This window comes from Ruegeria lacuscaerulensis (assembly GCF_013033355.1).
In the GTDB taxonomy this organism is placed as follows: Bacteria; Pseudomonadota; Alphaproteobacteria; order Rhodobacterales; family Rhodobacteraceae; genus Ruegeria; species Ruegeria lacuscaerulensis_A.
Genome location: NZ_WQDY01000001.1, coordinates 476116 through 502747, shown reverse-complemented (window position 1 = coordinate 502747; position 26632 = coordinate 476116). Strand labels below are relative to the sequence as shown.

The 26632-nt window shown below is 56.9% G+C and carries 25 protein-coding genes; 10 read left to right on the top strand and 15 right to left on the bottom strand.

Going from position 1 to position 26632, the window contains the following annotated elements:
• Nucleotides 1–2: 2 nt before the first annotated feature.
• The 10 genes from GOW48_RS02425 to GOW48_RS02380 form a co-directional block, all read right to left on the bottom strand.
• Nucleotides 3–779, bottom strand: coding sequence for an enoyl-CoA hydratase-related protein (locus GOW48_RS02425; protein ID WP_170751082.1), 777 nt, complete (start codon nucleotides 777–779; stop codon nucleotides 3–5).
• Between the two features lie 76 nt (nucleotides 780–855).
• Nucleotides 856–1311, bottom strand: coding sequence for a cytochrome c-type biogenesis protein (locus tag GOW48_RS02420; RefSeq protein ID WP_170751080.1), 456 nt, complete (start codon nucleotides 1309–1311; stop codon nucleotides 856–858).
• Nucleotides 1308–3272 carry a heme lyase CcmF/NrfE family subunit gene (locus GOW48_RS02415; RefSeq protein ID WP_170354091.1) on the bottom strand — a complete coding sequence of 655 codons (1965 nt, stop codon included), beginning with the start codon at nucleotides 3270–3272 and terminating at the stop codon, nucleotides 1308–1310. The genes GOW48_RS02420 and GOW48_RS02415 overlap by 4 nt, the downstream gene beginning before the upstream one ends.
• 75 nt (nucleotides 3273–3347) lie before the next feature.
• Nucleotides 3348–3926, bottom strand: coding sequence for a holin family protein (locus tag GOW48_RS02410; protein ID WP_170751078.1), 579 nt, complete (start codon nucleotides 3924–3926; stop codon nucleotides 3348–3350).
• Nucleotides 3917–4528, bottom strand: a complete 612-nt coding sequence (locus GOW48_RS02405) for a holin-associated N-acetylmuramidase (RefSeq protein ID WP_170751076.1) — start codon at nucleotides 4526–4528, stop codon at nucleotides 3917–3919. The genes GOW48_RS02410 and GOW48_RS02405 overlap by 10 nt, the downstream gene beginning before the upstream one ends.
• Before the next feature lie 112 nt (nucleotides 4529–4640).
• Nucleotides 4641–5087 (bottom strand): cytochrome c maturation protein CcmE, encoded by a 447-nt coding sequence (gene ccmE, locus GOW48_RS02400; protein WP_170354088.1) that lies wholly within the window; start codon nucleotides 5085–5087, stop codon nucleotides 4641–4643.
• Between the two features lie 7 nt (nucleotides 5088–5094).
• Nucleotides 5095–6123, bottom strand: coding sequence for an N-acetyl-gamma-glutamyl-phosphate reductase (gene argC, locus GOW48_RS02395; protein ID WP_170751074.1), 1029 nt, complete (start codon nucleotides 6121–6123; stop codon nucleotides 5095–5097).
• Between the two features lie 95 nt (nucleotides 6124–6218).
• Entirely contained in the window at nucleotides 6219–7028 is an 810-nt protein-coding gene (gene murI, locus GOW48_RS02390; protein WP_170751072.1) for a glutamate racemase, read from the bottom strand.
• An 8-nt stretch (nucleotides 7029–7036) separates the two neighbouring features.
• The gene (locus tag GOW48_RS02385; RefSeq protein ID WP_170751071.1) at nucleotides 7037–7915 is read right to left on the bottom strand and encodes a lysophospholipid acyltransferase family protein; all 879 of its coding nucleotides are present in this window, start codon (nucleotides 7913–7915) and stop codon (nucleotides 7037–7039) included.
• Nucleotides 7916–7995: 80 nt separating this feature from the next.
• Nucleotides 7996–11415: an indolepyruvate ferredoxin oxidoreductase family protein gene (locus GOW48_RS02380; protein WP_170751069.1), complete on the bottom strand. Its 3420-nt coding sequence runs from the start codon at nucleotides 11413–11415 to the stop codon at nucleotides 7996–7998.
• A 169-nt stretch (nucleotides 11416–11584) separates the two neighbouring features.
• Here GOW48_RS02380 and GOW48_RS02375 point away from each other — a divergent pair, with 169 nt between their 5' ends.
• The 5 genes from GOW48_RS02375 (at nucleotide 11585) to grxD (ending at nucleotide 18305) form a co-directional block, all read left to right on the top strand.
• Nucleotides 11585–12490 carry a LysR family transcriptional regulator gene (locus GOW48_RS02375; RefSeq protein ID WP_170354083.1) on the top strand — a complete coding sequence of 302 codons (906 nt, stop codon included), beginning with the start codon at nucleotides 11585–11587 and terminating at the stop codon, nucleotides 12488–12490.
• Nucleotides 12491–12768: 278 nt separating this feature from the next.
• Nucleotides 12769–15018 carry a mechanosensitive ion channel family protein gene (locus GOW48_RS02370; RefSeq protein WP_170751067.1) on the top strand — a complete coding sequence of 750 codons (2250 nt, stop codon included), beginning with the start codon at nucleotides 12769–12771 and terminating at the stop codon, nucleotides 15016–15018.
• A gap of 153 nt (nucleotides 15019–15171) precedes the next feature.
• On the top strand, nucleotides 15172–17331 hold the full coding sequence (gene purL / locus GOW48_RS02365; protein ID WP_170751065.1) for a phosphoribosylformylglycinamidine synthase subunit PurL: 2160 nt from the start codon (nucleotides 15172–15174) through the stop codon (nucleotides 17329–17331).
• 125 nt (nucleotides 17332–17456) lie between these two features.
• Nucleotides 17457–17693: a BolA/IbaG family iron-sulfur metabolism protein gene (locus GOW48_RS02360; protein WP_170354080.1), complete on the top strand. Its 237-nt coding sequence runs from the start codon at nucleotides 17457–17459 to the stop codon at nucleotides 17691–17693.
• 249 nt (nucleotides 17694–17942) lie between these two features.
• Nucleotides 17943–18305, top strand: coding sequence for a Grx4 family monothiol glutaredoxin (gene grxD / locus GOW48_RS02355; protein ID WP_170354079.1), 363 nt, complete (start codon nucleotides 17943–17945; stop codon nucleotides 18303–18305).
• Here the strand turns inward: grxD and GOW48_RS02350 are convergent, their stop codons facing one another.
• Genes GOW48_RS02350 through GOW48_RS02340 form a run of 3 tightly spaced genes read right to left on the bottom strand, consistent with a single transcriptional unit; the run spans nucleotide 18306 to nucleotide 19842 of the window.
• The gene (locus GOW48_RS02350; RefSeq protein WP_170751063.1) at nucleotides 18306–18653 is read right to left on the bottom strand and encodes an MliC family protein; all 348 of its coding nucleotides are present in this window, start codon (nucleotides 18651–18653) and stop codon (nucleotides 18306–18308) included.
• Nucleotides 18650–19045, bottom strand: coding sequence for a cell division protein ZapA (locus GOW48_RS02345; protein ID WP_170751061.1), 396 nt, complete (start codon nucleotides 19043–19045; stop codon nucleotides 18650–18652). Before GOW48_RS02345 ends, GOW48_RS02350 begins: the two co-directional genes overlap by 4 nt.
• Entirely contained in the window at nucleotides 19045–19842 is a 798-nt protein-coding gene (locus tag GOW48_RS02340; RefSeq protein ID WP_170751059.1) for a hypothetical protein, read from the bottom strand. The genes GOW48_RS02345 and GOW48_RS02340 overlap by 1 nt, the downstream gene beginning before the upstream one ends.
• Before the next feature lie 234 nt (nucleotides 19843–20076).
• On the opposite strand from GOW48_RS02340, the gene tkt reads away from it, so the two are divergent.
• Complete coding sequence (gene tkt, locus GOW48_RS02335; protein ID WP_170751056.1) at nucleotides 20077–22098, top strand: transketolase; 2022 nt, start codon at nucleotides 20077–20079, stop codon at nucleotides 22096–22098.
• A gap of 162 nt (nucleotides 22099–22260) precedes the next feature.
• On the top strand, nucleotides 22261–22611 hold the full coding sequence (locus GOW48_RS02330) for a hypothetical protein (protein ID WP_170751054.1): 351 nt from the start codon (nucleotides 22261–22263) through the stop codon (nucleotides 22609–22611).
• A gap of 42 nt (nucleotides 22612–22653) precedes the next feature.
• On the opposite strand, the gene GOW48_RS02325 is transcribed toward GOW48_RS02330, so the two are convergent.
• Complete coding sequence (locus GOW48_RS02325) at nucleotides 22654–23592, bottom strand: DUF808 domain-containing protein (RefSeq protein WP_170751052.1); 939 nt, start codon at nucleotides 23590–23592, stop codon at nucleotides 22654–22656.
• A 182-nt stretch (nucleotides 23593–23774) separates the two neighbouring features.
• Between GOW48_RS02325 and gap (GOW48_RS02320) the strand changes: the two genes are divergently transcribed.
• From gap (GOW48_RS02320) to gap (GOW48_RS02310), 3 genes are all read left to right on the top strand, one after another.
• On the top strand, nucleotides 23775–24776 hold the full coding sequence (gap, locus tag GOW48_RS02320; RefSeq protein WP_170354072.1) for a type I glyceraldehyde-3-phosphate dehydrogenase: 1002 nt from the start codon (nucleotides 23775–23777) through the stop codon (nucleotides 24774–24776).
• A 71-nt stretch (nucleotides 24777–24847) separates the two neighbouring features.
• The gene (locus tag GOW48_RS02315) at nucleotides 24848–24991 is read left to right on the top strand and encodes a hypothetical protein (protein WP_170354071.1); all 144 of its coding nucleotides are present in this window, start codon (nucleotides 24848–24850) and stop codon (nucleotides 24989–24991) included.
• A gap of 82 nt (nucleotides 24992–25073) precedes the next feature.
• Nucleotides 25074–26078: a type I glyceraldehyde-3-phosphate dehydrogenase gene (gap, locus tag GOW48_RS02310; protein ID WP_170751050.1), complete on the top strand. Its 1005-nt coding sequence runs from the start codon at nucleotides 25074–25076 to the stop codon at nucleotides 26076–26078.
• Here gap (GOW48_RS02310) and coaD read toward each other — a convergent pair.
• Nucleotides 26070–26561 carry a pantetheine-phosphate adenylyltransferase gene (gene coaD / locus GOW48_RS02305; protein ID WP_170751048.1) on the bottom strand — a complete coding sequence of 164 codons (492 nt, stop codon included), beginning with the start codon at nucleotides 26559–26561 and terminating at the stop codon, nucleotides 26070–26072. The two genes, gap (GOW48_RS02310) and coaD, sit on opposite strands and share 9 nt — an antisense overlap.
• Between the last annotated feature and the right edge of the window lie 71 nt (nucleotides 26562–26632).

Sequence of the window (26632 nt, the reverse complement as noted above, 5' to 3'; positions counted from 1 at the left end):
GCTCAACGCCCTTCGAATTTCGGGGGGCGTTTTTGCATGAAGGCTACGACGCCCTCGGCAAAATCCCGAGACCGTCCGCATTCACCCTGAAGGTGGGCTTCGATCTCAAGCTGTTCACCCAGCGTCTTTTCGTAAGTCCCGCGGATCGCCTTTTTGATCGCGCCAAACCCAGCGGTCGGACCGCTGGCCAGATAGGCGGCTCGGCGTCGCCAATGGGCGTCGAAATCGGCATCCGGGACGGCCTCCCAGATCATGCCCCACTCATCGGCTTGCCGCGCGCTGATCTTGTCCGCAAACAGAGCGGCCCCCATCGCTTTGGCAAAGCCCATTTGGCGCGGGGTAAACCATGTCCCGCCAGCATCCGGCAACAAGCCGATCCGGGCAAAAGCCTGCAGGAAATAGGCGCTTTCCGTTGCAATCACTACATCCGCGCACAAGGCCATACTGCAACCAGCCCCCGCAGCCGGGCCGTTCACAGCGGCAATGGTGGGAACCGGACAGTTGTAGATCGTTTCGAGCATCGGCTCGTATTCATCCCGCAACGTGCGTTCGAGGTCGATTTTTCCTGTGGTCGAGGAATCGCCCAAGTCCTGTCCGGAACAGAACGCGGCCCCTGCCCCAGTAAGCACTACGGCGCGTGCATTGGCTGCCGCCTCTTTCATGGCATATGCAACTTCGGCCCGCATCTGGGCGGTCATCGCATTCATCTTGTCCGGTCGATTCAGGGTCACTACCGCCAAATCGTCCGAGATGTTCAGCAGCACGGTTTCATAATCCATCAGGTTCCCCCCCCAAGCACTATTCTTGAGGTCAAGCCTGACTTAATTCACAATCAAGGGAAAGACCGACCAAGGGTCAGTCCTTCAGAATTTGCTCTAACCGCTTCTTTTCAGCGTCGCTAAGCCCGTCAGTGTCCGCGGTCGCGTGCGCATCTGCGCGCTTTCGAAGGAAACTCCAACCCACCGCTGCAGCAATCAACAACATGATCGGTCCCGCAAGCCACAGCAGCAGGTTTGAACCAGTTATGGTAGGCTTCAACAGCACGTATTCCCCATAACGGTCTACAATGAAGCTGATTGCTTCTTCGTCGCTATCGCCCGCAACAAGCCGTTCCCGCAACAACAGGCGCAAATCCCGCGCCAGCCCGGCATTGCTTTCGTCAATACTTTCATTGCGACAGACCAAACAGCGCAAACCGGTACTCAGGTCACGTGCACGTTGCTCCAAGACCGGATCGTCCAGTACCTCGTCTGGCTGCACGGCGTATAAAGGCGACGCGATAATCGCCAGGATCAGGATCAGGCGTTTCATTCTGCTGGCACTCCGCCTGTTGGGGCCTTGCGTGCGCCTGCAGCCACGCGGAACCTTCTGTCGGACAGGCTAAGGAACCCACCCAAAGCCATCAGGATACAACCACCCCAGATCCAGTTTGCCAGAGGCTTGATGTAGGTTCGCATCACCCAGCCTCCGTCAGCCTGCTGATCGCCGATCACAACGTACAGGTCCCCTAAGAACCGGTAGTCGATCGCCGCTTCGGTCGTTGGCATTCTGGCAACAGGATAGTCCCGTTTTTCCGGGTGCAACATACCCATGGGGCGGCCGTTCTTTTCCACCCGAACATCGGCGGTGGTCGAGAAGTAGTTGGGCCCTTGCACGCGGCGGACATCGTCCAGTGTCAGGGTGAATTGACCAACCTCAAAAGGCTGACCAGGCTGCGCCACTCGGATATCCTCAACCTCCCACGCGGTCAGACCGGCAATGGCAAACATGGTCACGCCAAGCCCGGTATGCGCAACGGCTTTGCCCCAATCGGCTCCGGGCAGCCGGAACAGGCGACTTAGGCTTCCGTTGCGGCCTGTACGGCTCCACAAATCAACCGCAGCGCCAAAAGTGACCCACGCCCCAAGGAACAGACCAATAGGGCCAAGCGCGCTACGCCCCGTTTGCATGACCCAGACCAGTATCGCCAAAGCCACGGCCAATACAAAGGCGTAGCGAAGCGAATACGCCGCCTTGCCAATCTTGCCGCGTTTCCACGGCATCATTGCGCCCACAGGTAGAACGATCCCCAAAACGATCATGAAGGGTGTAAAGGCCGCATTGAAAAACGGTGCCCCGACCGAGAGTTTCCGGTCAAAAGCCATCTCGGCCACCATCGGCCACATGGTCCCGAAGAACACCACAAAGCAACTGACAGCCAACAAAATATTATTCAGTACCAGTGCGCTTTCACGGCTGACCATGCCAAAGACGCCCTTGGCCTCCATCGCTTGCGCGCGTGCGGCAAACAGCGTCAGCGCACCACCGATGAAGATGACCAAAATGAACAGGATAAAAACGCCACGTTCCGGGTCGTTGGCGAAGGCATGAACCGAGGTCAGCAAACCCGAGCGCACGATGAACGTGCCAATCAACGAGAACCCGAACGCGATGATCGCCAACAGGATCGTCCAGCTTTTCAGCGCCTCGCGTTTTTCGACAACGATGGCGGAATGCAGCAACGCAGCAGCCAGAAGCCAAGGCATGAACGACGCATTCTCGACGGGATCCCAGAACCAGAAACCACCCCAACCCAGTTCATAGTAGGCCCACCAAGACCCAAGCGCGATCCCAATAGTCAGAAAAACCCACGCGGCCAGTGTCCACGGGCGCACCCACCGACCCCACGCCGCGTCGACACGGCCTTCGATCAAGGCAGCAACGGCAAAGCTGAACGCCATGCTGAGACCCACGTAACCCAAGTACAAGAACGGAGGGTGGAACGCCAAACCGGGATCTTGCAGCAATGGGTTCAGGTCCCGCCCATCAAAGGGTGCAACAACAAGCCGGTCAAAGGGGTTCGATGTGAACAGGATAAAGGCATAGAACGCTACGCCAATCGCGGCTTGAACAGCCAGCACGCGCGCCTTCAGTGTAGGTGGCAAACCCGCCCCGAAAATCGCAGCCATCCCACCGAAAATGGCCACGATATAGACCCACAACAACATGGACCCTTCATGGTTTCCCCATGTCCCGCTGATCTTGTAAAGCATTGGCTTAGCCGAATGACTGTTCTCGACCACGATGCGTAGCGAGAAATCCGATGTGGCAAAGGCCCAAACCAGCGCACTGAAAGAAAACGTCATGAGCACCAGTTGGGCTACCGCGGCGGTTTCCCCAAAAGTCATCCAACCCGTCCACCTTTTGGACGCGCCAACCAGCGGAATGACGGACTGCACGATCGCCACGAGAAAGGCGAGGATGAGGGCGTAGTGACCAAGCTCTGTAATCATGGCCCTGCATATAATCCTGTTGCAAAGGAAGCACCAATAACTTTCGCGTCCTGAAGGCGCACATAGTGTCGCGGCTCATGCCGTGCGGGCGCGCCTCCAATCGTCCAGTGCCCGGTTTTCGTCAGGGTTCAGCGCGTGCTCGGCAAGAGTTACATCGGTCCCCGGATCAGCCGCGCCAACGGACTTCGCCCGCATATGTCTGAGTTCCGCGATATTCTGCGCAACTACAGGCGCGCGCCGCACTGTCGCCGAAAGCTCGCGTTGCCAGTCCTGCATTTTGGCTTGGTGCCGCGCGCCGAAATAGAACGAAACAATAACCCCCAAAAGCCACCACAGCGGCTCAGGCACAAGAGCGATGCCCTGCATCCGCACCGCAAACCAAAGGGGATCCACCATTGCCGCCACGAATAGCGCAAGCGTACCAAGCGCCAGAGCGGGACGCGGCAATCGGTTGAGGCCGTCCATAAAACGGTCGAAACCACCCTTGCGCGGTACGGCATATTCAGCACCGAACTGAACCATTGCTTGCTGTTGAAGCGACAGGTCCCGTTCGGCACCTTTTTCCGCATTTTCACGAAACACTTCGGCAGTTTCGCGAACGACATTCCTTCCATCACCAAAAAGGAACGACAAAAAACCCGAGATCAATCCCATCCCGCAACCCTCTGCTGAAATTCCGCATCGCTCAGGTGGTACCCCGGAGAGACAAATTCCTCTGCTCTTCGAATCCACCCACCCTTGTGTCCAGTTTGCGTACGCGCGTATTTCCGCGAAGCAACGCGCCCATCGGCAATCCGGAAATAATAATTCCGACGCGCCACTCCATACGCGTCTCGCAAGGCAATCGGGTCCGGCAGCGCGGCAGTCTTGCTGGCCTTCGCAGTCTGCGGGCCGACAACACCGTCCACTGTGATCTTAAAATCCATTTTCCTCAGAAGATATTGAAGTATTTTAACCGCTTGCGCGCCAGCGTTGACATACATGTCAAAGACAGAAGGTTGCAGTACCTCTGGCAACATGCTCAGTCTTGGGCCCTTGAAATAGTGAGACACGAAAATATCGACAGCCTGTGTTTTTGAGAGGCGCTTAACGTCTTGGCGTGTAATGAATCCATCGCCGGTCAAGTCCAGCCCCAAGCGCCGCATTGTGTGGATCGTGACACCGTATTTTGTCGCGGCGCCCGGATCATCCGGGTCGTCTACAAAGCCACCTTCGCGCGATACGATATCAGTCGCGATCTCTTGAACCGTCTGCATTGCATCCTCCGCTTGAATTCGCACAAAGGCTGCAGTCTCTGGGTTAAGAGCGATCTACGAAAAAGGGCGCTGCTACCGCAACGCCCTATAACAATTCTATCTATTCGAAGGTTCAGCCTTCGCTTGGCTCCACATACACGCCTTGTTCCTTCAGCGCGTCCACAACCTCTTTGGGCATGTAGGTTTCATCGTGTTTGGCAAGAATCTCGGTCGCCTCGAATACGCCATTCACATAAGAACCAGTCCCGATCATGCCCTGGTTTTCTTCGAACAAGTCCGGTAATACGCCTGTGAAAGCGACTGGTACACTTTCCCCGCCATCGGTTACGACAAACGTCACCGTTTCACCCTGCCCGCGAACGATCGAGCCCTCTTCGACCAAACCACCAATCCGGAACACTTCGGTGGACTTTGGCGGCTCTGCGATTACCTCGCTAGGCGAGCGGAAAAAGTTGATACCGTCCTGCAAAGCCCAGCCGATCAATGCTGTAGATGACACAAGGGCCACGACTGCCAGCAGTATGATCTGTACGCGACGGCGTTTTTTGAGCGACTTCATGATATCCTCATGGGAACAGAGGGGCCATCATCAGGCCCGTTGTTTCAGCTTCACCTAACATCAGGTTGGCGTTCTGCAAGGCTTGGCCACTGCTACCTTTTGTCAGGTTATCCAGAGCACCGATCACGATCGCGCGACGTTCGATCCGGTCGCCCACTACACCGATATGGCAAAAATTCGAGCCCCGCACGTGGTGGGTCGATGGCGTCTCGCCAAAGGGTAGCATCTGGATAAAGGGTTCGTTTTCATAGGTCTTGGTCAACGCCTCGTACACGCTGGCCGGATCGCCCTTGACATAGGTGGTGGCCAGAATCCCCCGGTTCGCGGGCACCAGATGCGGCGTGAACTGCACCTTGACCGGACGGCCTGCCAATGCCGAGAATTCTTGATCGAACTCACCCAGATGGCGGTGCGTTCCGCCGACGGCATAGGCGTTGTACCCCTCGCTAAGTTCGGCGTGCAGCAGGTTTTCCTTGAGCGACCGCCCCGCGCCGGACACTGCGCACTTAAGATCCAGAATGATGTCATCCAGATCAATCACATTGGCCGAGATCAGCGGGCGCAGCACATATTGCCCCGTCGCCGCGTTACAGCCAGTGCCCGCCACCAGACGGGCGCTGCGGATGTCGTCGCGGTAAAACTCGGTCAAGCCGTAGACTGCCTCGTCCTGCTGCGCCAGAGCGGCATGTGGGTTGCCGTACCATTTTTCATATTCCGCCGGATCACGCAGACGGAAATCGGCGGACAAGTCGATGATCTTGAGGGTCTTGGGCAGATCGCGGATCACTTCCTGACTGGTCTTGTGAGGTAAGGCACAGAAACACAGGTCGATCTGCGAAAAGTCGATTTCGGAAATCTTGCACAGGGTCGGCAGGTCCATGTGGCGAAGATGCGGAAAGACCTGCGCCATGGTCATCCCAGCCTTCCGCTCGGCGGCCAACGCGGCGATCTCCATGTTGGGGTGTTTGGCAATCAGCCGTACCAGTTCAGCGCCTGTATAGCCCGAAGCCCCTAGAATTGCGATTTTATGGGTCATATCAGACCTCTTGTTTGCGTGGTGTCACATGTCACGACCGCCGATGCGACGGTCCGGGAATAAATCAGCACAAGGCTGGGCGTCCTTGACCTAAGTCAGACAGCCTCGAACGTGATTTGTCGTCGCAGGAACTGTGTTGCGCGGTCGCTGACCGTGTCGGGCTTGCCGGTTGTCAGGAATCCGCCCTGCCCCCCGCCCCGCATGTTTGGATGACGTTCCAGATAATCCGCAAGGCTTTCGGCGACCAATGCGCCCTGGCTGAATACCTGCACATCCTCACCCAGTGCGGCCTGAAACTCGTCAGCCATCAGCGGATAATGGGTGCAGCCCAGAATGGCCGCCTGCGGTTCGGGCATTTTACGTTTGAGCGCGTCCACATGGCTGCGCACCAGCGCCTCGGCCAGGATCATATCGCCGTCTTCGATGGCATCGACCACACCGCCACAGGCCTGCGCCTCGACATCCACACCGATGGCGCGGAAAGCCAGTTCGCGTTGGAACGCTCGGCTAGAGACCGTCGCAGGCGTTGCAAACAGAGCCACATGCTTGACCGCAACCTCGCGCGGAGGGCTGTTGTCTCCCCATTGCCGTTCGGTCAGCGCCTCGATCAAAGGCACAAAGACGCCGAGCACTCGCTTGCCCTCGGGCACGCCCTCTTCCTGCATCCGGCGCAGAGCCGCGGCGCTGGCCGTGTTGCAGGCCAGAATCACCAGATCACAGCCCCGGTTCCAAAGCTCATTAACCGCGCCGCGTGTAAGCTCATAGATGTTCTGTGCATCCCGCACGCCGTACGGAGCGTGCGCACTGTCCGCGTAGTACAGGAAATCCAAGTCCGGCAGACGTTTCTGCGCGGCGTCCAGAACGGTCAGACCGCCCAAACCAGAATCAAAAATACCTACTGCCATTAGCCCCTTCAGGCGCGATGCCGTTCCTCAAACTCATAGCCGTAGTCATAGGACTCCAACGGCGTTGGAGACAGCTCATACGTGGCTTTGCGCAGGAAATCCATCATCTTGCGCGTGTCCTTGGCAAGAGGGTCCAAAACGTCGCGGCCAATGGGCTCTCCGACCACCACTTTGACCGGAGTGTCGACGCGCTTTTTGAACTCTTTGATCAGCAAGCCCATGCGCAAAGTGTTGTGCAGATGGCTGGCGACCTGAAACAGGCGCGAGGTGTGGCCCTCAAAGAATACCGGCACCACCGTTGCGTTCGACTTGGCGACCATGCGCGCCGTAAACCCGCGCCAACCCGGATCCATGGGGTATGAGAACGGTTTGACCCCGGTGCTAACCGTGCCACCGGGGAAAATCCCGATCGCTCCACCCTCATCCAAATAATTCAGCGCGGTTTTGCGGGTATCCAGATTCAGCTTCATCGCCTCTTTCGTCTCATCGAACGAGATCGGCAGGATGATGCGGTTCAAATCTTCGGCTTTGCGGAATACGCGATGGGCCAGTATGCGGAAATCGCCCCGAGCCTGAGACAGGATGTGGCCCATCATCATCCCATCCAGAATGCCGTAAGGATGGTTGGCGATCAGGATCAGCGGACCGGTCTGAGGGATGTTGGATAACGCGCCACCGACTACATCCAGCGACAAACCATACCGGTCCACCATAACCGACCAGAAATCGCGCCCCTGCGCGACCTCGTGCTCGTACCCATCCGCACGCTTGATCAGGCGCATGCGGCCTGTGGTATTCTCCATCAGTTTGATCACCATCCGTCCGCCTTTCGTTTCGGCGGAATGGGCATAAGAAATGTCACGAGCGACGTGGCGGCGCGAGGGCATGGTTGTCTCCGAAACTTGCTGCCTGCAATCTATGTGCGGCTAACAATCTTGCCTAGTGACCGTGACAGTGTTGTGACGATTTACTCGGCCGCTGCGCGCAAATTGGGCCCTCCGCTACGGATCGTTGACAAAAGTTCCTCTCGGCGTTTCGCTGCCTTGGCTTCGTTTTCCTGAAGCACCGGGCCGAAGCCGCGAATATCCAGTGGCAGTTCGGCCAAAGCGATGACGGCATCGCGGGTCTCAGAACTGATCAGCGGAGTGATCTCTTTGAGATCACGCTCGTATTGCTTGATCAGAGCTCGTTCCATTCGGCGTTCTGCGCTGTACCCGAATATATCCAGGGGCGTCCCACGCAAGGCTTTCAACCGGGTCATCAGATTCAATGGCCCCAGCATCCACTCGCCATAAGTTCTTTTGCGCGGCCGACCATCCGGGCCTGTACCACCAAGGATCGGCGGCGCGAGGTGGAACGTCATCTTGAAGTCACCATCAAATTCGGTCTCCGCTTTTTCGCGGCTGGACAACAAAAGACGCGCGACCTCGTATTCATCCTTATAAGACAGCAGCTTATGATACCCTTTTGCAACGGCTTCACGGATACCCTTATCTTCGAATGTTTCGACCAGTCTGCGGTACCGTTTCGCGAGCCGCGCACTTTGATAAGCGGTCAGGTGATCGGCGCGAAAACTGATCATTTGATCCAGCGTCTTGGGTAGTTCAGCCACACTGGGCCGCAGAATCTCCGCGACTTTTTCCGGATACAGAACCGCCCAGCGACCGATATCAAAAGCCCGCTTGTTTCGCTCTACAGCCGTTCCGTTCAGTTCGATCGCCTGAAGGACAGCCGAATGTTTGATCGGAAGCAAACCACGCTGCCAAGCGGCCCCGAACACCATCATGTTGGAATAGATCGAGTCGCCCATCACTACCCGCGCCAGATCAGTTGCGTCGAACAGCCAGACATCCTCTTTCAACCGCGCCTGTAAAGCCAGCTCGAGACGATCACCCGGAATCCGGAACTTGGTGTCGCGTGTGAAATCACCAGTGACCGTTTCGTGGCTGTTGACGACGGCACCAGTTTGCCCCGACCGGGTCAATCCCAGTGTCTTGGCCCCGGCAGAGACCACCAGATCACCACCTATCAACGCATCGGCTTCTCCTGTGGCGACGCGGATCGCGCTGATATCTTCAGGCCGGTTGGCCAGACGGCAATGGATGTGTACGGCACCCCCTTTTTGCGCCAGCCCGGCCATCTCCATCATCCCGGCTCCTTTGCCGTCGATCTGAGCGGCCTGAGCCAAAACAGCACCAAGCGTGACAACACCCGTACCGCCGATACCCGTGATGACCACGTTATGCGTGCCTTTGATCTTAGGCAGTGTCGGCATCGGAAGGTCTGGCAGGTCGATCTCGGTGGTTGCCTCCTTGCTGATTTTCGCACCTTCCAGCGTCACGAAGGACGGGCAGAACCCCTTGAGGCAGGAAAAGTCTTTGTTGCAACTGGACTGGTCGATCGCGCGCTTCCGGCCGAGTTCAGTCTCTTTGGGCACAATCGACACACAGTTCGACTGAACACCGCAATCGCCGCAACCTTCGCAGATATCGGTGTTTATAAATACCCGCTTGTCGGGGTCAGGAAAGGTACCGCGCTTACGACGGCGGCGCTTTTCGGCGGCACAGGTCTGTACATAAACCAGGACCGAGACACCTTCGACACCGCGCAATTTTTCCTGGACCTGCATCAGCTCGGCGCGTTCGTGTGTTTCGACACCTGCAGGCAAGGCTTTGAAGTTCACATCTTCCTTTTCATCATAGACCAGCGCGACGTCTTTGACGCCCATAGCCTTAACCTCTGCCACAATCCGTTCCGCGGTCAGATCGCCTTCATTTCCCTGACCTCCAGTCATCGCGACGGCATCGTTGAACAGAATTTTGAACGTGATGTTGGTGCCAGCCGACAGGGCCGCGCGGATCGCTTGAACGCCCGAGTGGTTATAAGTTCCGTCACCAAGGTTCTGGAAAACGTGATCCGTGGTCGAGAACGGCTCTTCCCCGATCCAGTTGGCCCCTTCTCCACCCATCTGCGTAAAGCCCGAGGTGCTGCGGTCCATCCACTGGACCATGTAGTGGCAACCGATCCCGGCATAGGCCCGGCTTCCATCCGGCACCTTGGTCGAACTGTTATGCGGGCATCCCGAACAGAAATACGGCAGACGCGTTGCGATCTCCTCCGCGTTGTCGGCACGCCGGGCCTCGGACAGCTTGGTTAATCCGGCGCGAACTCCATCGGTGTCACGGCCTTCCTCAATCAGAATTTCGCCAAGCTTTTCAGCGATCATGTTGGGGTCCAATGCCCCTCGGGTCGGGAACAGTTCTTCGCGATGCAGAGTACCCGCACCGCCCTTATACCAGCCATACACACGACGCCCCCGACGGTCGTCAAAGATTGCCTCTTTAACCTGAACCTCGATCAGCTTGCGCTTTTCCTCGACGATTACGATCAGATCCAGACCTTCTGCCCAATCGTGGAACCCGGCCATGTCCAATGGGAATGTCTGCCCGACCTTGTACGTCGTGATGCCCAAACGCTCGGCCTCGGCTTCATCGATGTTCAGAAGAGACAGCGCATGGGCCAAATCCAACCAGTTCTTGCCTGCGGCAACAAACCCGATTTTTGCGCCGGGTTTGCCCCAGACACGTTTGTCCATCTTGTTGGCGTGCGAGAACGTCTCGGCCGCGAAGCGTTTGAAGTCTATCAGTCGTGCCTCTTGCAGGTGCGGCGTGTCCACCAGCCTGATGTTCAACCCGTCCTGAGGCATATCAAAGTCAGGGACGACAACGGACATCCGATCTGCGCTGCCATCCACGACCGAGGTGACCTCGATCGTGTCCTTCATGGTCTTTAGACCGACCCAAACCCCGGCAAACCGGCTAAGGGCAAAGCCATAAACACCATAATCCAGAATTTCCTGTACGCCTGCGGGGCTGACGATCGGCATATACATGTCAACTAGCGACCATTCTGACTGATGCAGCACGGTCGAGCTTTCACCGGTATGGTCATCCCCCATAGCCATCAATACGCCGCCATGCGTCGCGGTGCCCGCCATGTTGGCGTGGCGCATCACGTCGCCGGAACGGTCTACTCCGGGCCCTTTTCCGTACCAAAGACCGAAAACCCCATCAAACTTGCCATCCCCTCGAAGGCCCGCCTGCTGACTGCCCCACAAAGCAGTTGCAGCCAAATCTTCGTTTAGACCGTATTGAAAGGTAACATCGCTTTCGGCCAATTGCTTTTGGGCGCGCATCATCTGTTGATCAACCGCCCCAAGCGGAGAACCACGGTAGCCGGTTACAAGCCCGGCAGTATTCAGCCCGGCCTGACGATCCCGCGCCTTTTGCATAAGCATCAGACGCACCAGCGCTTGGGTGCCATTCAACAAAACCTGGTTCTTTTCCAGATCGAACCGGTCATTCAAAGTTACTTGTGGCTTACTCATCAAACGCCTCCCCACGTCAGATCAGTGTGCTATCTTTAATTGCATATTAGGTCATAATCTATGACCTGTATAGGGATTTTCCCATAAAACATAAGGATTTCACCGTTTGAATGTAGAAGTTGTTACCTATTTCATATAGGCGTTCCGAAGGATAACGAAAGTTGCGGCGATGGATTGGGATAAGCTTAGGATATTTCACGCGGTTGCAGATGCGGGCAGCCTGACCCATGCGGGCGATAGGCTGAACCTGTCGCAATCCGCCGTCAGTCGACAAATCCGAGCGCTGGAAGAGTCTCTTGATTCGACTCTTTTTCATCGCCACGCGCGTGGCCTGATCCTGACCGAACAGGGTGAGTTGTTGTTTGACGCCACCTCGGCCATGTCTAAACGCCTGGACGCAGCGGCAGCGCGCATTCGCGACAGCGAAGAAGAAGTCTTTGGTGTTCTTCGCGTCACCACAACTTTCGGTTTTGGAACCCTGTGGTTGGCCCCGCGTCTGCCAAAGCTGTACGAACAGTATCCCGACCTCAACATTGACCTGATGTTGGAAGAGCGGGTTCTGGATCTTCCCATGCGCGAAGCCGACGTGGCCATTCGGATGAAAGAACCCAGCCAGGCAGATCTGGTGCGCAAAAGACTGATGACAGTTCAGATGCAGCTATACGCGACACAGGAGTACATTGAGGAAAACGGCACCCCTCAAACGTTGGAAGACATTTCCAACCATCGACTGATCTGCCAGACCCCCGCTGCCCCACAAGCTGGGGCAAGCGCTGCCATGGTGCGGCATCTTATGACTTATAATCCGGGGTCCTTGCTGACGGTGAACAACTATTTCGGTGTTCTACAAGGCGTACTGCACAATTTGGGCATCGGCGTGTTGCCAGACTACGTGACACAAGATTTCCCCCACCTCGTTCCGCTTCTGGCAGATATCGAAACTGCGGATGTCCCCGTTTATCTCGCCTACCCAGAAGAACTGCGGCACTCCAAGCGCGTGGCCGCGTTCCGCGATTTCGTTCAGGACGAAATTATTGCGCAACGTAAACAGTTGAAGCAGTTGGGAAAGCTGTAGCTATGCGCCTTAAGCATAGCGGGCATGATCACTCAACAGCATGAAACATCTTGATCGTTCATAAACTGATCCCTAAATGAGCACTCGAAGACGGTGATGCTGAAACGCTCATCATCTTCATACCTCCCTGTTGGACTACGGCCGAGCTTAGTGCTCGGCCTTTTTTTTGTTCGAACTTCAGATTTTCGCATGCCACAGGGGAAACATCTGGGAAAATCTGACACTTATCCCTATTATCACGAAAAAATCATCAAGACGTGAGTTCGAGGACAGATTCGATGTTTCACCCCATTCGCCTCATTTTGGCGATCATTTCCGTCATTTGCCTGTCGGGGCCAGTGCTGTCACAAGAAAGCAGCACAACCAGCCCGACTACGCCTATCGCTATTCCCGAAGACCTGACACCTCAACAGGTGGATGATCTGGTCGCGCGGATGTCTGACGACCAGGTTCGCGCCATTTTGCTGGACCGGCTAGACGCCGTTGCAGAGGAACGCGCCGCCGAAGCCGCTGACCGCGAAGACCCCATCAAGGAATTAAATGCCATCTGGGAGGCAATGGTTGCCTCGTGGACGCATGTGTTGACGACCATTCCGAACCTCATCAGCGCTCAGGTTCATGCTACCGAGAACTTTATCGGCACATTTGGTTCAACAGGCGCCCTGACCCTGATGGGTATTGTTCTTAGCGTATTGGTCGTTGGTTTCATTGCTGAGAAGCTGTTCTACCTCTTGACGCGAAAATGGCACGAAAATTCAGGCCTGCACCAAGACAACGACCTGCGGGGAGCTGTTCGTTTTCTGTTCCGCCGCTTTTGCCGAGAAATCGCCGGACTGGTAGTGTTTTACGTAGTCATCCGAGCAGTTGGGCGTGGATTGATGACGCCAGAACAGATCACTTATGCCGCACCTTTCGTCTTCTATCTGATCTGGGTTCCCCGTCTAGGTGCTGCTGCGTCGCGTTTCGTACTGGCACCCAACCAGCCGCATTACCGACTGGTCAACATTGACGATCATTGGGCAAGGTTCCTGCACCGCAACCTGATTGGGTTGCTGATCCTGATCGGTTTGACGCTGTTTACAGTGCACTTCAACGCGCTTAACGGCATCACCCCCGGCGAAACCCGTATCGGTTTCTGGCTGAACGCAGGCATTCACATCTATATTGGTGTCATCGCCTGGAAAGCTCGCGAAGGCCTGACGCAGATGATGCTGGGCACTGACCCGGATCACACCAAGTTTGACGAGGAAGTTGCCTACTATTACCCCTATTTCGCCATTGGCGTTTCAGCGGTGATCTGGCTGCTGGTTGAATTCCTAGCCGCACAGCGAGATCCAGTTCTTCGATCGCTGTTGCTGCAAGGTGCGCATTTCACCACTATGTTCTGGCTGCTGATAGCGCCCGCACTGGATACGCTGATCCGCGGTCTGGTGCGTCACTTGCAACCTCCGATGCTAGGTGAAGGTCCGGTAGCCGAACGCGCGTATAAATCGACCAAGCGCAGCTACATCCGTATCGGGCGCGTTTTGGCCGGTATTCTGGTCATTTTGATGATTTCACGCGCGTGGGATCTGAACCTTCAGGAAATCGCTGGTGGCGGAGATGAGTCCGGCAGCAAACTGGTGCAGTTTTTCATTATTATCGCCATCGGCTATATACTTAATGAGGTCATATCGCTGTGGATCAACCGCCGTCTGGCCAAAGAACACACCGCCAATGGCCAAAGTCCTGATGAAGAGGCTGGCGAAGGTGGCGGTGCCGGTGGCTCGCGTCTGGCGACGGTGCTGCCGCTGCTACGAGTCACCGCGCAGGTCGCGATTGCAGTGATCTTTGTGTTGTTGGCGCTGGGCGCGTTGGGCATCAACATCACACCACTGCTGGCCGGTGCTGGTGTTCTGGGTCTGGCCATCGGCTTTGGGGCACAGAAGCTGGTAGCAGATATCGTTGGTGGGATTTTCTTCCTGGTCGATGACGCTTTCCGCGTGGGCGAATACGTCGATGTGGGCGGCACCACCGGCACGGTCGAAAAGATCTCGATCCGGTCCATGCAGCTGCGTCACCACCGAGGCCCAGTCCACACCATCCCCTATGGTGAGATCCAGAAGCTGACCAACTACAGCCGTGACTGGGTCATCATGAAGCTGAAATTCACCGTGCCTTTCGACACTGATCCCAACAAGGTCAAGAAGATCTTCAAGAAGATCGGAGCCGAGATGATGGCCGACGAAACCCATAAAGACGGGTTCCTGCAGCCTTTCAAATCACAAGGCGTATTCGATTTCGACGATGTGGGCATGATCATCAGGGGCAAGTTTATGGCCAAACCAGGCAAGCAGTTCACGCTGCGCAAAGAAATCTTCAACCGGGTGAAGGCCTCGTTCAAGGAAAACGGCATCGACTTTGCCCGCCGTGAGGTGCGTGTTGCCATTCCGGGCCTGGAAGACGCCGACCACCTGACTGAAGAGCAGAAAGCCGCCGTTGGCGCCGCGGCTGCCGACGCAGCGAACCAACAGCAGAACCCGGCCTAAGCCAAAACCTGACTGCAAAATAGGCGGAACCGGCCTCTGGTCGGTTCCGTTTTACTTTGGCGCGTAACGCCTGCGCTGACTTGACCCTTCCCACGGGCGCATCCTTGCCCTACAAGGCGCGCAATCTCGGCCCATTTGGACACAGGACAGAAGATGCAAGAGCCCGCAATCACACCCGATCTGATCGCCGCACACGGGCTGAAGCCCGATGAATATGACATGATCCTCGAGATCATCGGGCGCGAGCCGACCTTCACCGAACTGGGCATCTTCTCGGCCATGTGGAACGAGCATTGCTCGTACAAGTCCTCCAAGAAATGGTTGCGCACCCTGCCCACCTCTGGTCCGCAGGTGATCTGCGGTCCGGGTGAGAATGCGGGTGTGGTCGATATCGGCGACGGTCAGGCCGTGGTGTTCAAGATGGAAAGCCACAACCACCCCTCGTATATCGAACCCTATCAGGGCGCGGCGACCGGCGTGGGCGGCATCCTGCGTGACGTCTTCACCATGGGCGCGCGGCCCATCGCGTCGATGAACGCCCTGTCCTTTGGCGAACCTGCACACCACAAGACCCGCCAGCTTGTGAATGGCGTGGTTGAAGGTATCGGCGGTTATGGCAACTGCTTCGGTGTGCCCTGCGTGGGTGGCGAAGTGCGGTTCCACCCCGCCTATAACGGCAACTGCCTTGTGAACGCCTTTGCTGCCGGTCTGGCCGACAGCGACAAGATTTTCTACTCAGCCGCGTCTGGCGTCGGTATGCCCGTCGTTTATCTGGGTGCCAAAACCGGCCGTGATGGTGTTGGTGGTGCGACCATGGCCTCAGCCGAATTCGACGATACAATCGAAGAAAAACGCCCCACCGTTCAGGTCGGCGACCCCTTCACCGAAAAGCGCCTGATGGAGGCGACGCTGGAACTGATGCAGACCGGTGCTGTGATCTCGATTCAGGATATGGGTGCAGCTGGCCTGACCTGTTCCGCCGTAGAAATGGGCGACAAGGGCGGCCTTGGCGTGCGTCTGGATCTGGAGAACGTCCCCCAGCGCGAAGAGAACATGACCGCCTATGAGATGATGTTGTCGGAATCTCAGGAACGGATGCTGATGGTCCTAAAGCCCGAGCTGGAAGCCGAGGCTCGCGCCGTGTTCGAGAAATGGGATCTGGATTTCGCCATCGTCGGCGAAACGATTGCCGAGGACCGTTTCCTGATCGTTCATAATGGTGAGGTCAAAGCCGATCTGGTCCTGTCGAAACTGTCCTCGACTGCGCCCGAGTATGACCGCCCGTGGGTCGAAACACCTGCAGCTGAAGACCTAGCCGACGTGCCTCAGATTGATCCGATCGACGGTCTGCGCGCCCTGCTCTCCTCGCCCAACTATGCAGGCAAGCAATGGGTGTACGAACAATACGATACCATGGTCATGGCCGACACCGCCCGCACCCCCGGCCTCGGCGCGGGCATGGTTCGCGTGCATGGAACTGACAAGGCGCTAGCCTTCACCAGCGACGTGACGCCGCGTTACGTGCGCGCCAACCCGATTGAGGGCGGCAAGCAGGCAGTGGCCGAAGCCTATCGCAATCTGACCTCCGTTGGGGCCACTCCGCTGGCGACCACCGACAACCTGAATTTCGGCAACCCCGAAAAGCCCGAGATCATGGGCCAGTTCGTCGGCGCGATCAAAGGCATTGGCGAGGCTGTCGCCGCGCTGGATATGCCGATCGTATCGGGCAACGTCTCGCTCTATAACGAGACCGACGGCCAGGCGATCCTGCCGACCCCCACCATCGGCGCGGTTGGTCTGCTAAACCACACTGATGAGATTATCGGCAATGAGGTTCGCGAAGGCCATGTTGCGCTGGTCATCGGCGAAACCAAAGGCCATCTGGGTCAATCCGCCCTGCTTGCTGAGGTGTTCAACCGCGAAGACGGTGACGCGCCCCATGTCGATCTGGACGCCGAAAAACGCAACGGCGACTTTATCCGCGCCAACCACGAGATGATCAAAGCCTGCACTGATCTGGGCGACGGCGGCCTTGCGCTGGCCGCGTTCGAACTGGCCGAGGCGGCTGGCGTGGGGGTCTGCCTCGATGATGCTTCGACCGAGTTCCTGTTCGGCGAGGATCAGGCGCGCTATCTGGTCGCCTGTAACTTTGATCAGGCCGAGGCACTGATGATCGCCGCCGGTCAAGCAGGTGTTCCGCTGGTCTCGGTTGGTCGTTTCACCGGCGAGACAGTCAAGATCGGAGGATCCGAGGCCGCTCTGAACGAATTGACCGCCACCTTCCGCAGCAGCTTTGCCGACGCTGTGGCCTGATATCGCCTTCGCAAACCAAGATGAAACCCGCGCTTGGACCGGCGCGGGTTTTGTCGTCTCAGGACCACTTGCGCGCCCCGCTTTGGCGCTCTACATCTTGGGAAAGACCTTCAGGAGTGACCTACATGCCGATGAGCGCCCACGAAATCGAACACCTGCTGCGCGAAGCCTTTCCCGATGCGGAAATTCAGGTCGGCGGCAGCGACGGCGTGCATATGTCAGCCATGGTCGTGGACGAAAGCTTTCGCGGCAAAAACCGGGTTCAACAACAGCGGGCGGTCTATGCGGCCTTGAAAGGTAAGATGGACGGCCCAGATGGAGAGTTGCACGCGCTGGCGCTGACTACAAAAGTGCCGGAGTAACATGGAGCATTTGATCGCACTCACAATTGCGATTTCTGTCTTTGTCCTGCTAATCGGACTGTTAGCGTGGAACCACTCAAAGACCGGCCGCAAAACAGGACGAGGATCTCTGCCTGCGCAGGACAAACACATTCTGCACTCGTCTTACAAGTCGCATGACGGTGCAATTCGTTCAACGCAGACCCATATTCCAAAAGACCCACAAGACTTCGCCAAAGCGATGATGCCGAAGAGCAAAGGAAACGCGAAATGACTGACGTGAAAACCCAGATCGACGAAACCGTCAAAGCCAACGATGTGGTGCTTTATATGAAGGGCACCAAGGAAATGCCTCAGTGTGGGTTTTCGTCCCGCGTGGCTGGTGTGCTGAACTATATGGGCGTCGACTATGCCGACGTGAACGTTCTAGCGGATGAAGAGGTCCGTCAGGGCATCAAGGATTATTCCGACTGGCCGACCGTGCCGCAGCTTTACGTCAAAGGCGAATTCGTCGGCGGTTGCGACATCATCACCGAGATGACCCTGTCGGGTGAGCTGGACACGCTGTTTGATGACAACGGCGTTGGTTACAACAAAGAAGCCGCCGACAAGATCCGCGAAGCAAACGCCTGATCACCGGCTGGAGCAATTCTCTAATATAACCTGCTCGCTGGCGGCATCGCCTGTCGCCAGAAAGCTGACCGTTGCATCCCAACCTTTAGACCGCAGAATATAGGTGCCGCCGTTGCCTTCGGATCTGTACTGGATTCCCGATCCACTTATACTCTGCTCTAACGCGATCAGTTGATTGTCGACCAGCATGGCCGCGGCGCTCGAGCCGTCCGAGGCATTAAAGAACACCACCTCAAGCGGAACGGCATTGTCGCAGGTGAAGGTAACAGGGAGAACGTCGAGTTCCGCCCAAGCGGTGTTTCCCAACACCGTCGCCACGAAAACAGCAGATATCCGACGCAACATCATCCCGCAGTCTTTTCTTCCACAACCGAGGCAAGCGCTTCGGCCCTAGCCGCCAATTCAGCTAGCGTGTCTGTCACGGAAGGCGGCACAACCGCTACCTCGACCCTTTCGGGTTCAGGCTGCGGTTTGTTGCGCAAAGCCTGAATTTCGGCCTCGGCCTCGGCCAATTTTGCTTGCAGGGAACTAATCTGATCTTCCGACGCGGCCGTTTTGTCAGCAAGCATGAGGCCGGCCATCAGCAGCATTCTGGACTCGGGCATTCGTCCTATTTGATCAGAAAGAACCTGTGCTTCGTCGTCCAACATCTTAGCGGCGGCTTGCAGGAACACTTCTTCCCCGTCCTGACATGAAACGTCAAAACCCCGCCCACCGATTTGAATGGTTACCTCGGGCATTACTCCACCTCTCCTTCAGCCAGCTTGGCTTGCGACAAAAGCGGCTCTAGTCGCGCCAGCACAGCATGCGCTTCGGCCGCGTCCGTGGCCTGAGCGGCTCGGGTCGCTTCCAGTTCGGCTACTGTTGCGCGATTTAGAAGTTCGGCATCCGGCAAACCGCCCTCGGACGCAGCGCGCAGTTCATCGACCGAATTGCGCAACTGTTCATTAGCCTTGCGCATACGCTGCAGATCGTCATCCAAACGGGACATAGCCGCGCCATGACTACTGCGTTCAGCGCGCAACATCTCAAGCTCGGCACTTAACTCAGCGACCCGCTCGCTATCAGCCAGTTCCGATTTCAAACGCGCATTCTCGGCCTTCAACTCCTCTGCCATGCTTGCAGTCGCCTTCAACCGATCGTTCTCCGCCTTCAAAACAGCAAGCTCGTCCTGATCTTCCAAGGCCGCCTTGGCGTCCGCAAGCTCTGCGCGGGCGGCTTCCACCGCGGCCAGTTTCGCGGTTGCTTCAGCCAATTGCTCGCGCAAAGCTCCATTTTCCGGGTGTTCAGCAGGAACCGAACGCAAGCTCTCCATATCGGCGCGCATTGCGTCGACTTCCTGTTCATGACGTTGCTTGAGGGCTCTAAGACGCTCTTCCAATTGCGCATTTGCTACACGTTCGTCATCCAGCGCGGCACGCAGCGTTTCATCTTGCGCGCGCGGAGGTTCTGACATTGCACCCATGGCGTCCACGCTTGCACCGATACGTTCCATCGCGACAACAATACGGCGCTGTAATTCTTCGATCTGGCTCATGCCCCTGCCACCTCTTTATCAAGGTTCCGTGTGCTGCGGTTCATCCGAATCAACTTAATTCACGAATTGGTCTAGTCTAACCGAATGGCGCGGAAAATACCCACTGTTTGCTTTCAAATACTTGAGCCGCGTTCTTGAAGCAGTTCGCCCTTGTAACCCCCGGTTCTGCTTGCACTTTGAGGACTGAGTGGTATTCAGCGCGCAATCTGCCTGTAATCCAAAGGAATAACGCCCGTGGACCTGACTGCGCTGCGCAATGCAAACCCCGAACATTGGGACAAAGCTGCGGCCATCCGCACATTGACCCTTGATGCCGTCGCCGCCGCCAATTCCGGCCATTCCGGCATGCCGATGGGCATGGCCGACGTCGCGACCGTGCTGTTCGAAAAGCACCTGAAATTTGACGCCTCGGCGCCGAACTGGCCCGATCGCGACCGGTTTATCCTATCTGCAGGTCACGGTTCGATGCTGATCTATTCCTTGCTCTATCTCACAGGCCACGCTGACGTCACTCTGGACGAGATCAAAAACTTCCGCCAGCTGGGCGCAAAAACCGCGGGCCACCCCGAGAACTTCTTGGTCAATGGCATCGAGACCACCACCGGCCCATTGGGTCAGGGCATCTCGAACGCTGTAGGCTTTGCAATGGCCGAGGAAATCCAGCGCGCGCAATACGGTAAGAAGGTCGTTGACCACTATACCTATGTGATCGCGGGCGACGGCTGCCTGATGGAAGGGGTCAGCCAAGAAGCCATCACCCTTGCCGGACGTCATGAGCTGAGCAAGCTGATTGTTTTCTGGGACAACAACAACATCACCATCGACGGCACCGTGGACATCGCAGACCGCACCGATCAGGTGCGCCGTTTCGCGGCCTCAGGCTGGCATGTGATCGAGATTGACGGACACGATCCGCAGGCCATCGACGCGGCCATCGTGCAGGCGAAAAAGTCGAATAAGCCGACCATGATTGCCTGCGAAAGCCACATTGCATTGGGTCACGCAGCGCAGGACACTTCGAAAGGCCACGGTGCGCTGACCGATCAGGATCAGTTGAAAGCCGCCAAAGACGGCTATGGCTGGCCGCATGGCGCGTTTGAAATCCCCGCCGATGTGAAATCCGCATGGGAAGCCATCGGTGCACGCGGCTCCGCAGAGCGCGCGGCATGGGAAGAACGTTTCGCACAAATCTCGGAACGCAAGCAGGCCGAGTTCAACCGCGCCTATGCGTTTGAAGCGCCCAAGAAACTGGCCGGCGCGATCCGCTCGTTCAAGAAACAAGCCTCAGAAGACCAACCGAAACTGGCCACCCGCGCCTCATCGGAGAAAGTTCTGAACGTAGTCAACCCGATCATGACCGAGACCGTGGGCGGCTCGGCCGACCTGACGGGCTCGAACAACACCAAATCTGCTGATATGGGCGTGTTCCTGCCGGAAAATCGCAAGGGCCGTTACATCCATTACGGTATCCGCGAACACGGCATGGCCGCTGCGATGAACGGCATGGCGCTACATGGTGGCATCCGCCCGTATGGCGGCACGTTCATGGCCTTCACCGACTATGCGCGTCCGTCGATGCGTCTGGCAGCGTTGATGAAAATCCCTTCGGTCTTCGTGATGACTCACGATTCGATCGGTCTGGGCGAAGACGGCCCGACCCACCAGCCGGTCGAACATCTGGCCATCAGCCGCGCGACGCCCAACACCTATGTGTTCCGCCCCGCCGACACGGTTGAAACAGCAGAAGCCTGGGAACTGGCGCTGACCTTCAAGGAAAGCCCCTCGGTCCTGTCGCTGACCCGTCAGGGCGTGCCGACCGTGCGCAAGGATCACAAAACCAAGAACCTGTCCGCGCAAGGCGCCTATGTTCTGGCCGAGGCCGAGGGCAAACGTCAGGCCATCCTGATTGCCACCGGCTCTGAAGTGTCGCTGGCGATGGAAGCCAAGGCGATGCTTGAGGCCGAAGGCATCGGCACCCGTGTCGTCTCCATGCCCTGTATGGAGTTGTTCGCCGAGCAGGACGAAGCCTATCGCAAGCGCGTGCTGCCCGCCGGCGCCGTCCGCGTCGGGATTGAGGCCGCCGTCCGCGCCGGTGGCTGGGACCGCTGGCTGCTGGGCGAGCGTGGCCGTGAAGCCAAAGCTGGGTTCATCGGCATGTCGGGCTTTGGTGCTTCAGCCCCTGCTGGTGAGCTGTATAAGCATTTCGGCATCACTGCCGAGGCCACCGTTGCCAAAGTCAAGGAACTGCTGGGTTAATTCCCGACGTCAGTCCAAAGGAAACAGGCGGTCCGCATAGGCCGCCTTTTTTTTGCGCCCCACCCTCACAGACTGGTGAGGCGACGTGATCCCACCTGCCCTATTTCGTAGGCCGTAACGCCTTAAGTGCTGGAGGCAATGCAGTTACAGGGAAGTTTAGAAATGAAGAAACACGCCGTACTGAGCGCCGTAGCAGTGATCCTGGCCGCCCCAGCATTCGCGGGGGATTTCGCCAGCAAGGAAGAAATTCAAAAAACGATGGCCGACCGCACATATGCAGGCGGTATGCTGTCAGGCGCGTTTACCGAGTATTATGCAGCCGACGGTACCATCAAAGGCGAAGGCTATTCGGGCAAGTGGGAAGCAACAGATAATGGGATGTGCTTTCAGTATGGCGATGATCCCAAAAACTGCTGGGACCTGAAAATTGACGGAGCCGCCGTTACCCTGGTCAAAGATGGTAAGATTGACGGATCTGGCGTCGTGGTAAAAGGCAACACTAACGGGTTCTAACGACAATCCGCGTCGCCAAAACTGCGGCGCGGATATTATTGTTCAGTGTGATTTTAGCAGTTTCGTCGCCGGGGGGATTAGTACCATCCCCCAAGCCAGTCCGAATACTCCGTCCATGGCGGCCTTGGCGATCCACTTCACGGCGCCCTCGTATTGAGCAGAAACCATATGGCCCACCGCATAGGCCCAGTCGTGAATGTGGTGGCCCAGCCAGCCAAAGCCCAAAACCTCGAGCCCGTGGATGATGATCGACCCGCCGACCCACAGCATCGCGGCGGTCCCGACGATAGAGAGTACTTTCATTACAATCGGCATGGCTCTGACCAAGCCTCGCCCGGTTCCGCGCCCGATCGGGGTTGGTGCGTTCTGCGCCAGAAACAGGCCCACATCGTCCATCTTCACGATCAACGCCACCGAGCCATAGACCGCCACCGTCACACCGATCCCGACAACAGCCAACGTTGCCGCCTGCATCCAGATGTTCGGCGCCTCGATGGCGGCAAGCGCGATGGTCATGATCTCGGCCGACAAGATGAAATCGGTCTTTATTGCGCCTTTGACTTTTTGCTCTTCCAGATGGCCCGGATCACGGATTTTCATATCCTCGTCGATGACGTGGCTGCCATGGGGGAAGAGGACATGGAAAATTTTCTCAGCCCCCTCGAAACATAAATATGATCCGCCTAGCATCAGCAAAGGCGTGATCAGCCAAGGTGCGAAATTAGCCAGCAACAGCGCAACGGGCAGCAGCAGTACGATCTTGTTGAAAACCGACCCGCGCGCGATGCGCCAGATGATCGGCAACTCGCGCGCCGGGGCGAAACCTTGCACGTATTTCGGCGTCACGGCGGCATCGTCAATGATTACACCCGCCGTTTTGGCCCCGGCCTTGCCCGCCGCAGCAACAACATCATCAACCGACGATGCCGCAACTTTTGCAATTCCGGCAACATCGTCCAGCAATGCCAAAAGACCGCTCATGCCTAGTTCCTTCCTGTAACCAGCCGCAGGTGGACCCTACCTGATCTTTCAGCTAGCGCAAGCGTTAGCGATACCGGAGAAGGTTTGCGCTAACACGTTAAAAATATGTCACTTTTACTCTTTTGAGAACGCGTTAGGGCCGCTATATCGCCTGCAACGCAAGCGCATTTTGGAGACGTCATATGACCATCAAGGTCGGCATCAATGGTTTTGGCCGTATCGGCCGCTGCACCCTGTCGCATATCGCGGCATCGGCCCGCAACGACATCGAAGTGATCAAGGTCAATGCAACCGGCCCGCTGGAAACCACGGCGCATCTGCTGAAATATGACAGCGTCCACGGGCGCTTCCCCCGCGACGTCTCGATCGAGGGCAACACCATGGATCTGGGCCGCGGCCCTATGGAAATGTTCTCGACCTACGACATGAACGAGCTGGACTGGGAAGGTTGCGACGTCGTTCTGGAGTGCACCGGCAAGTTCAATGACGGCCTGAAGGCCAAGACTCACCTTGAGCGTGGGGCGCAAAAGGTTCTGCTGTCCGCACCGGGCAAGAATGTAGATAAAACCATCGTCTATGGCGTGAATCACAACAGTCTGGCTGCTGACGATAAAATGGTCTCGAACGGGTCTTGCACCACGAACTGCCTTGCTCCGCTTGCCAAGGTTCTGGACGAAGGCGTCGGGATCGAACATGGCATCATGACCACGATCCACGCCTATACTGGCGACCAGCCTACGCTGGACCGTCGCCACAGCGACCTGTACCGCGCTCGCGCTGCCGCTATGTCGATGATCCCGACTTCTACCGGTGCTGCCAAGGCGCTGGGTGAGGTTCTGCCGAACCTCAAAGGTCGTCTGGATGGCTCGGCAATCCGGGTTCCGACCCCGAATGTATCCGCTGTTGACCTAACATTCCGCGCCGGTCGCGATGTGACTGTGGATGAGGTGAACGCGATTGTCCGTGAAGCCTCGCAAGGTCACATGCAGCGCGTTCTGGGTTACGAACCTGCTCCACTGGTCTCGACAGATTTCAACCACACCGAGGAAAGCTCGATCTTCGCTCCGGACCAGACCCGTGTTGTCAATGACCGCATGGTGCGCGTTCTGGCATGGTACGACAACGAATGGGCCTTCTCAGTTCGCATGGCCGATGTTGCTGTGGCGATGGGCCGCCTTAACTAAGACCCGTTTGAATTCTTGAACCTTTTTGCCCGCTCAGGTTATCTGGGCGGGCATTTCTCTTCGGGGCCTTGATGACCAATCAAATCGCTATCTGGCTGGGTTTTTTGATTCTGGGCATCATGATTGCCGATGTCGCCGTCTATGGAACCGAGCATCTGCTTTTCTTGGGCAAAAAACTCTACGACTTTCTGGATTGGATCGCATTCTGGCGATGAGATTAGGTTTTGCTTGACTTTTTGACTGTTTTAGCTTTGTTAGCGCTAACCTTTTATTGGACGACACGCGACGGAGCGGATCATGACACTCAAGCTTGCAATCAATGGATTTGGACGGATCGGACGTGGCGTCTTGCGCGCCGTGATGGAAAATGGCCGGACAGACGTTGAAATCGTCGCGATCAATGATCTCGCCAAACCCGAGATGAACGCACATATGTTTGAATTCGACAGCGTCCATGGCCGGTATTTCAAACCTGTAAAGCTCACCGAAGCTGGCTTGGATGTGGGCGCTGGCCCTATTCGCCTGACAAGCGCGCGTGAGCCGGAAAAACTGGACTGGTCGGATATTGATGTCGTGTTGGAGTGCACTGGAGTGTTTCGCACGCGAGAAGCCGCAGCTCGTCATCTTGAAAACGGGGCAAGCAAGGTGCTGATTTCAGCCCCCGCACGCGGGGATGGCGGCGTCAAAACCGTAGTTTATGGAGTGAATGATCACGAACTGACAGCCGATGACATTATCGTGTCAAATGCATCATGCACGACCAACTGCCTGTCGCCAGTTGCAGCCGCGTTGGACGATGGCCTGGGAATTGTGCATGGCAACATGACAACCGTCCATGCTTATACCGCCAGCCAACCCGTCCATGATACCGCCGGCAAAGACCCCTACCTTTCCCGCGCTGCGGCATTATCGATGATTCCTACAACAACCGGCGCAGCCGCCGCAGTGGGCTTGGTGCTTCCACAACTTCAAGGGAAACTGACGGGACAAGCCATTAGGGTTCCAACCCCGAATGTTTCGGTTGTTGATCTTGTTGCCGAGGTTTCACGCCCAACGACCGAGGATGAGGTAAATGCCTTGTTTGTCGCTGCTGCCGAGAAGATCCCGGGTGTTCTGGCGGCTGAGAAACGCCCCTTGATATCGGTCGACTTCAATCACGATTCCCACAGCTCGACCGTGTCATTGGCCGAAACAAAGGTAACCGACGGAACATTGGTCCGGGTTCTGGCCTGGTATGATAATGAGTGGGGTTTCTCCAACCGCATGCTGGATACTGCAATGGCAATGGGTGCGTCAGCTTAATCGGTTCTGTAAGGCTGTGGCAACGCGGGGCGTAACGAATTTGGATACGTCCCCGCCCAGACGCGCAATTTCCTTGACCAGCTTGGACGCGATCGCCTGATGGCGCGCCTCAGCCATCAGAAAGACCGTTTCGATTGAATCATCCAGCGCGCGATTCATTCCAACCATTTGAAATTCGTACTCAAAATCAGCCACGGCCCGCAATCCGCGCACTATGGTTTGCGCTCCAACGTCGCGTGCGCAATCGATCAGCAGGTTTTCGAAGGGATGCGCGACAATCACTGTACCGGTCTGCTCGGATAGTTGGGCGCACTCGGCTTCGATCATAGCGACGCGCTCTTCCAAAGAAAACAACGGGCCCTTGTCTCGGTTGATTGCTACACCGATCACAAGCTTGTCGACCATCGCAGCAGCACGGCGAATAATGTCGATATGGCCCAGTGTGATCGGATCAAAAGTTCCGGGATATAATGCGACCCGCATCGCGCCCTCCTGCGCAATAAAATTTCGGCGCAAGCAAACACAACTCTGCCGCGGGTGCAATAGGGCGCTTT

Excerpts from the sequence above, each read along its gene's own strand:
- GOW48_RS02425 (WP_170751082.1), bottom strand. The coding sequence starts at position 779 with ATGGATTATGAAACCGTGCTGCTGAACATCTCGGACGATTTGGCGGTA.
- GOW48_RS02420 (WP_170751080.1), bottom strand. The coding sequence starts at position 1,311 with ATGAAACGCCTGATCCTGATCCTGGCGATTATCGCGTCGCCTTTATAC.
- GOW48_RS02415 (WP_170354091.1), bottom strand. The coding sequence starts at position 3,272 with ATGATTACAGAGCTTGGTCACTACGCCCTCATCCTCGCCTTTCTCGTG.
- GOW48_RS02410 (WP_170751078.1), bottom strand. The coding sequence starts at position 3,926 with ATGGGATTGATCTCGGGTTTTTTGTCGTTCCTTTTTGGTGATGGAAGG.
- GOW48_RS02405 (WP_170751076.1), bottom strand. The coding sequence starts at position 4,528 with ATGCAGACGGTTCAAGAGATCGCGACTGATATCGTATCGCGCGAAGGT.
- ccmE (WP_170354088.1), bottom strand. The coding sequence starts at position 5,087 with ATGAAGTCGCTCAAAAAACGCCGTCGCGTACAGATCATACTGCTGGCA.
- argC (WP_170751074.1), bottom strand. The coding sequence starts at position 6,123 with ATGACCCATAAAATCGCAATTCTAGGGGCTTCGGGCTATACAGGCGCT.
- murI (WP_170751072.1), bottom strand. The coding sequence starts at position 7,028 with ATGGCAGTAGGTATTTTTGATTCTGGTTTGGGCGGTCTGACCGTTCTG.
- GOW48_RS02385 (WP_170751071.1), bottom strand. The coding sequence starts at position 7,915 with ATGCCCTCGCGCCGCCACGTCGCTCGTGACATTTCTTATGCCCATTCC.
- GOW48_RS02380 (WP_170751069.1), bottom strand. The coding sequence starts at position 11,415 with ATGAGTAAGCCACAAGTAACTTTGAATGACCGGTTCGATCTGGAAAAG.
- GOW48_RS02375 (WP_170354083.1), top strand. The coding sequence starts at position 11,585 with ATGGATTGGGATAAGCTTAGGATATTTCACGCGGTTGCAGATGCGGGC.
- GOW48_RS02370 (WP_170751067.1), top strand. The coding sequence starts at position 12,769 with ATGTTTCACCCCATTCGCCTCATTTTGGCGATCATTTCCGTCATTTGC.
- purL (WP_170751065.1), top strand. The coding sequence starts at position 15,172 with ATGCAAGAGCCCGCAATCACACCCGATCTGATCGCCGCACACGGGCTG.
- GOW48_RS02360 (WP_170354080.1), top strand. The coding sequence starts at position 17,457 with ATGCCGATGAGCGCCCACGAAATCGAACACCTGCTGCGCGAAGCCTTT.
- grxD (WP_170354079.1), top strand. The coding sequence starts at position 17,943 with ATGACTGACGTGAAAACCCAGATCGACGAAACCGTCAAAGCCAACGAT.
- GOW48_RS02350 (WP_170751063.1), bottom strand. The coding sequence starts at position 18,653 with ATGATGTTGCGTCGGATATCTGCTGTTTTCGTGGCGACGGTGTTGGGA.
- GOW48_RS02345 (WP_170751061.1), bottom strand. The coding sequence starts at position 19,045 with ATGCCCGAGGTAACCATTCAAATCGGTGGGCGGGGTTTTGACGTTTCA.
- GOW48_RS02340 (WP_170751059.1), bottom strand. The coding sequence starts at position 19,842 with ATGAGCCAGATCGAAGAATTACAGCGCCGTATTGTTGTCGCGATGGAA.
- GOW48_RS02330 (WP_170751054.1), top strand. The coding sequence starts at position 22,261 with ATGAAGAAACACGCCGTACTGAGCGCCGTAGCAGTGATCCTGGCCGCC.
- GOW48_RS02325 (WP_170751052.1), bottom strand. The coding sequence starts at position 23,592 with ATGAGCGGTCTTTTGGCATTGCTGGACGATGTTGCCGGAATTGCAAAA.
- gap (WP_170354072.1), top strand. The coding sequence starts at position 23,775 with ATGACCATCAAGGTCGGCATCAATGGTTTTGGCCGTATCGGCCGCTGC.
- GOW48_RS02315 (WP_170354071.1), top strand. The coding sequence starts at position 24,848 with ATGACCAATCAAATCGCTATCTGGCTGGGTTTTTTGATTCTGGGCATC.
- gap (WP_170751050.1), top strand. The coding sequence starts at position 25,074 with ATGACACTCAAGCTTGCAATCAATGGATTTGGACGGATCGGACGTGGC.
- coaD (WP_170751048.1), bottom strand. The coding sequence starts at position 26,561 with ATGCGGGTCGCATTATATCCCGGAACTTTTGATCCGATCACACTGGGC.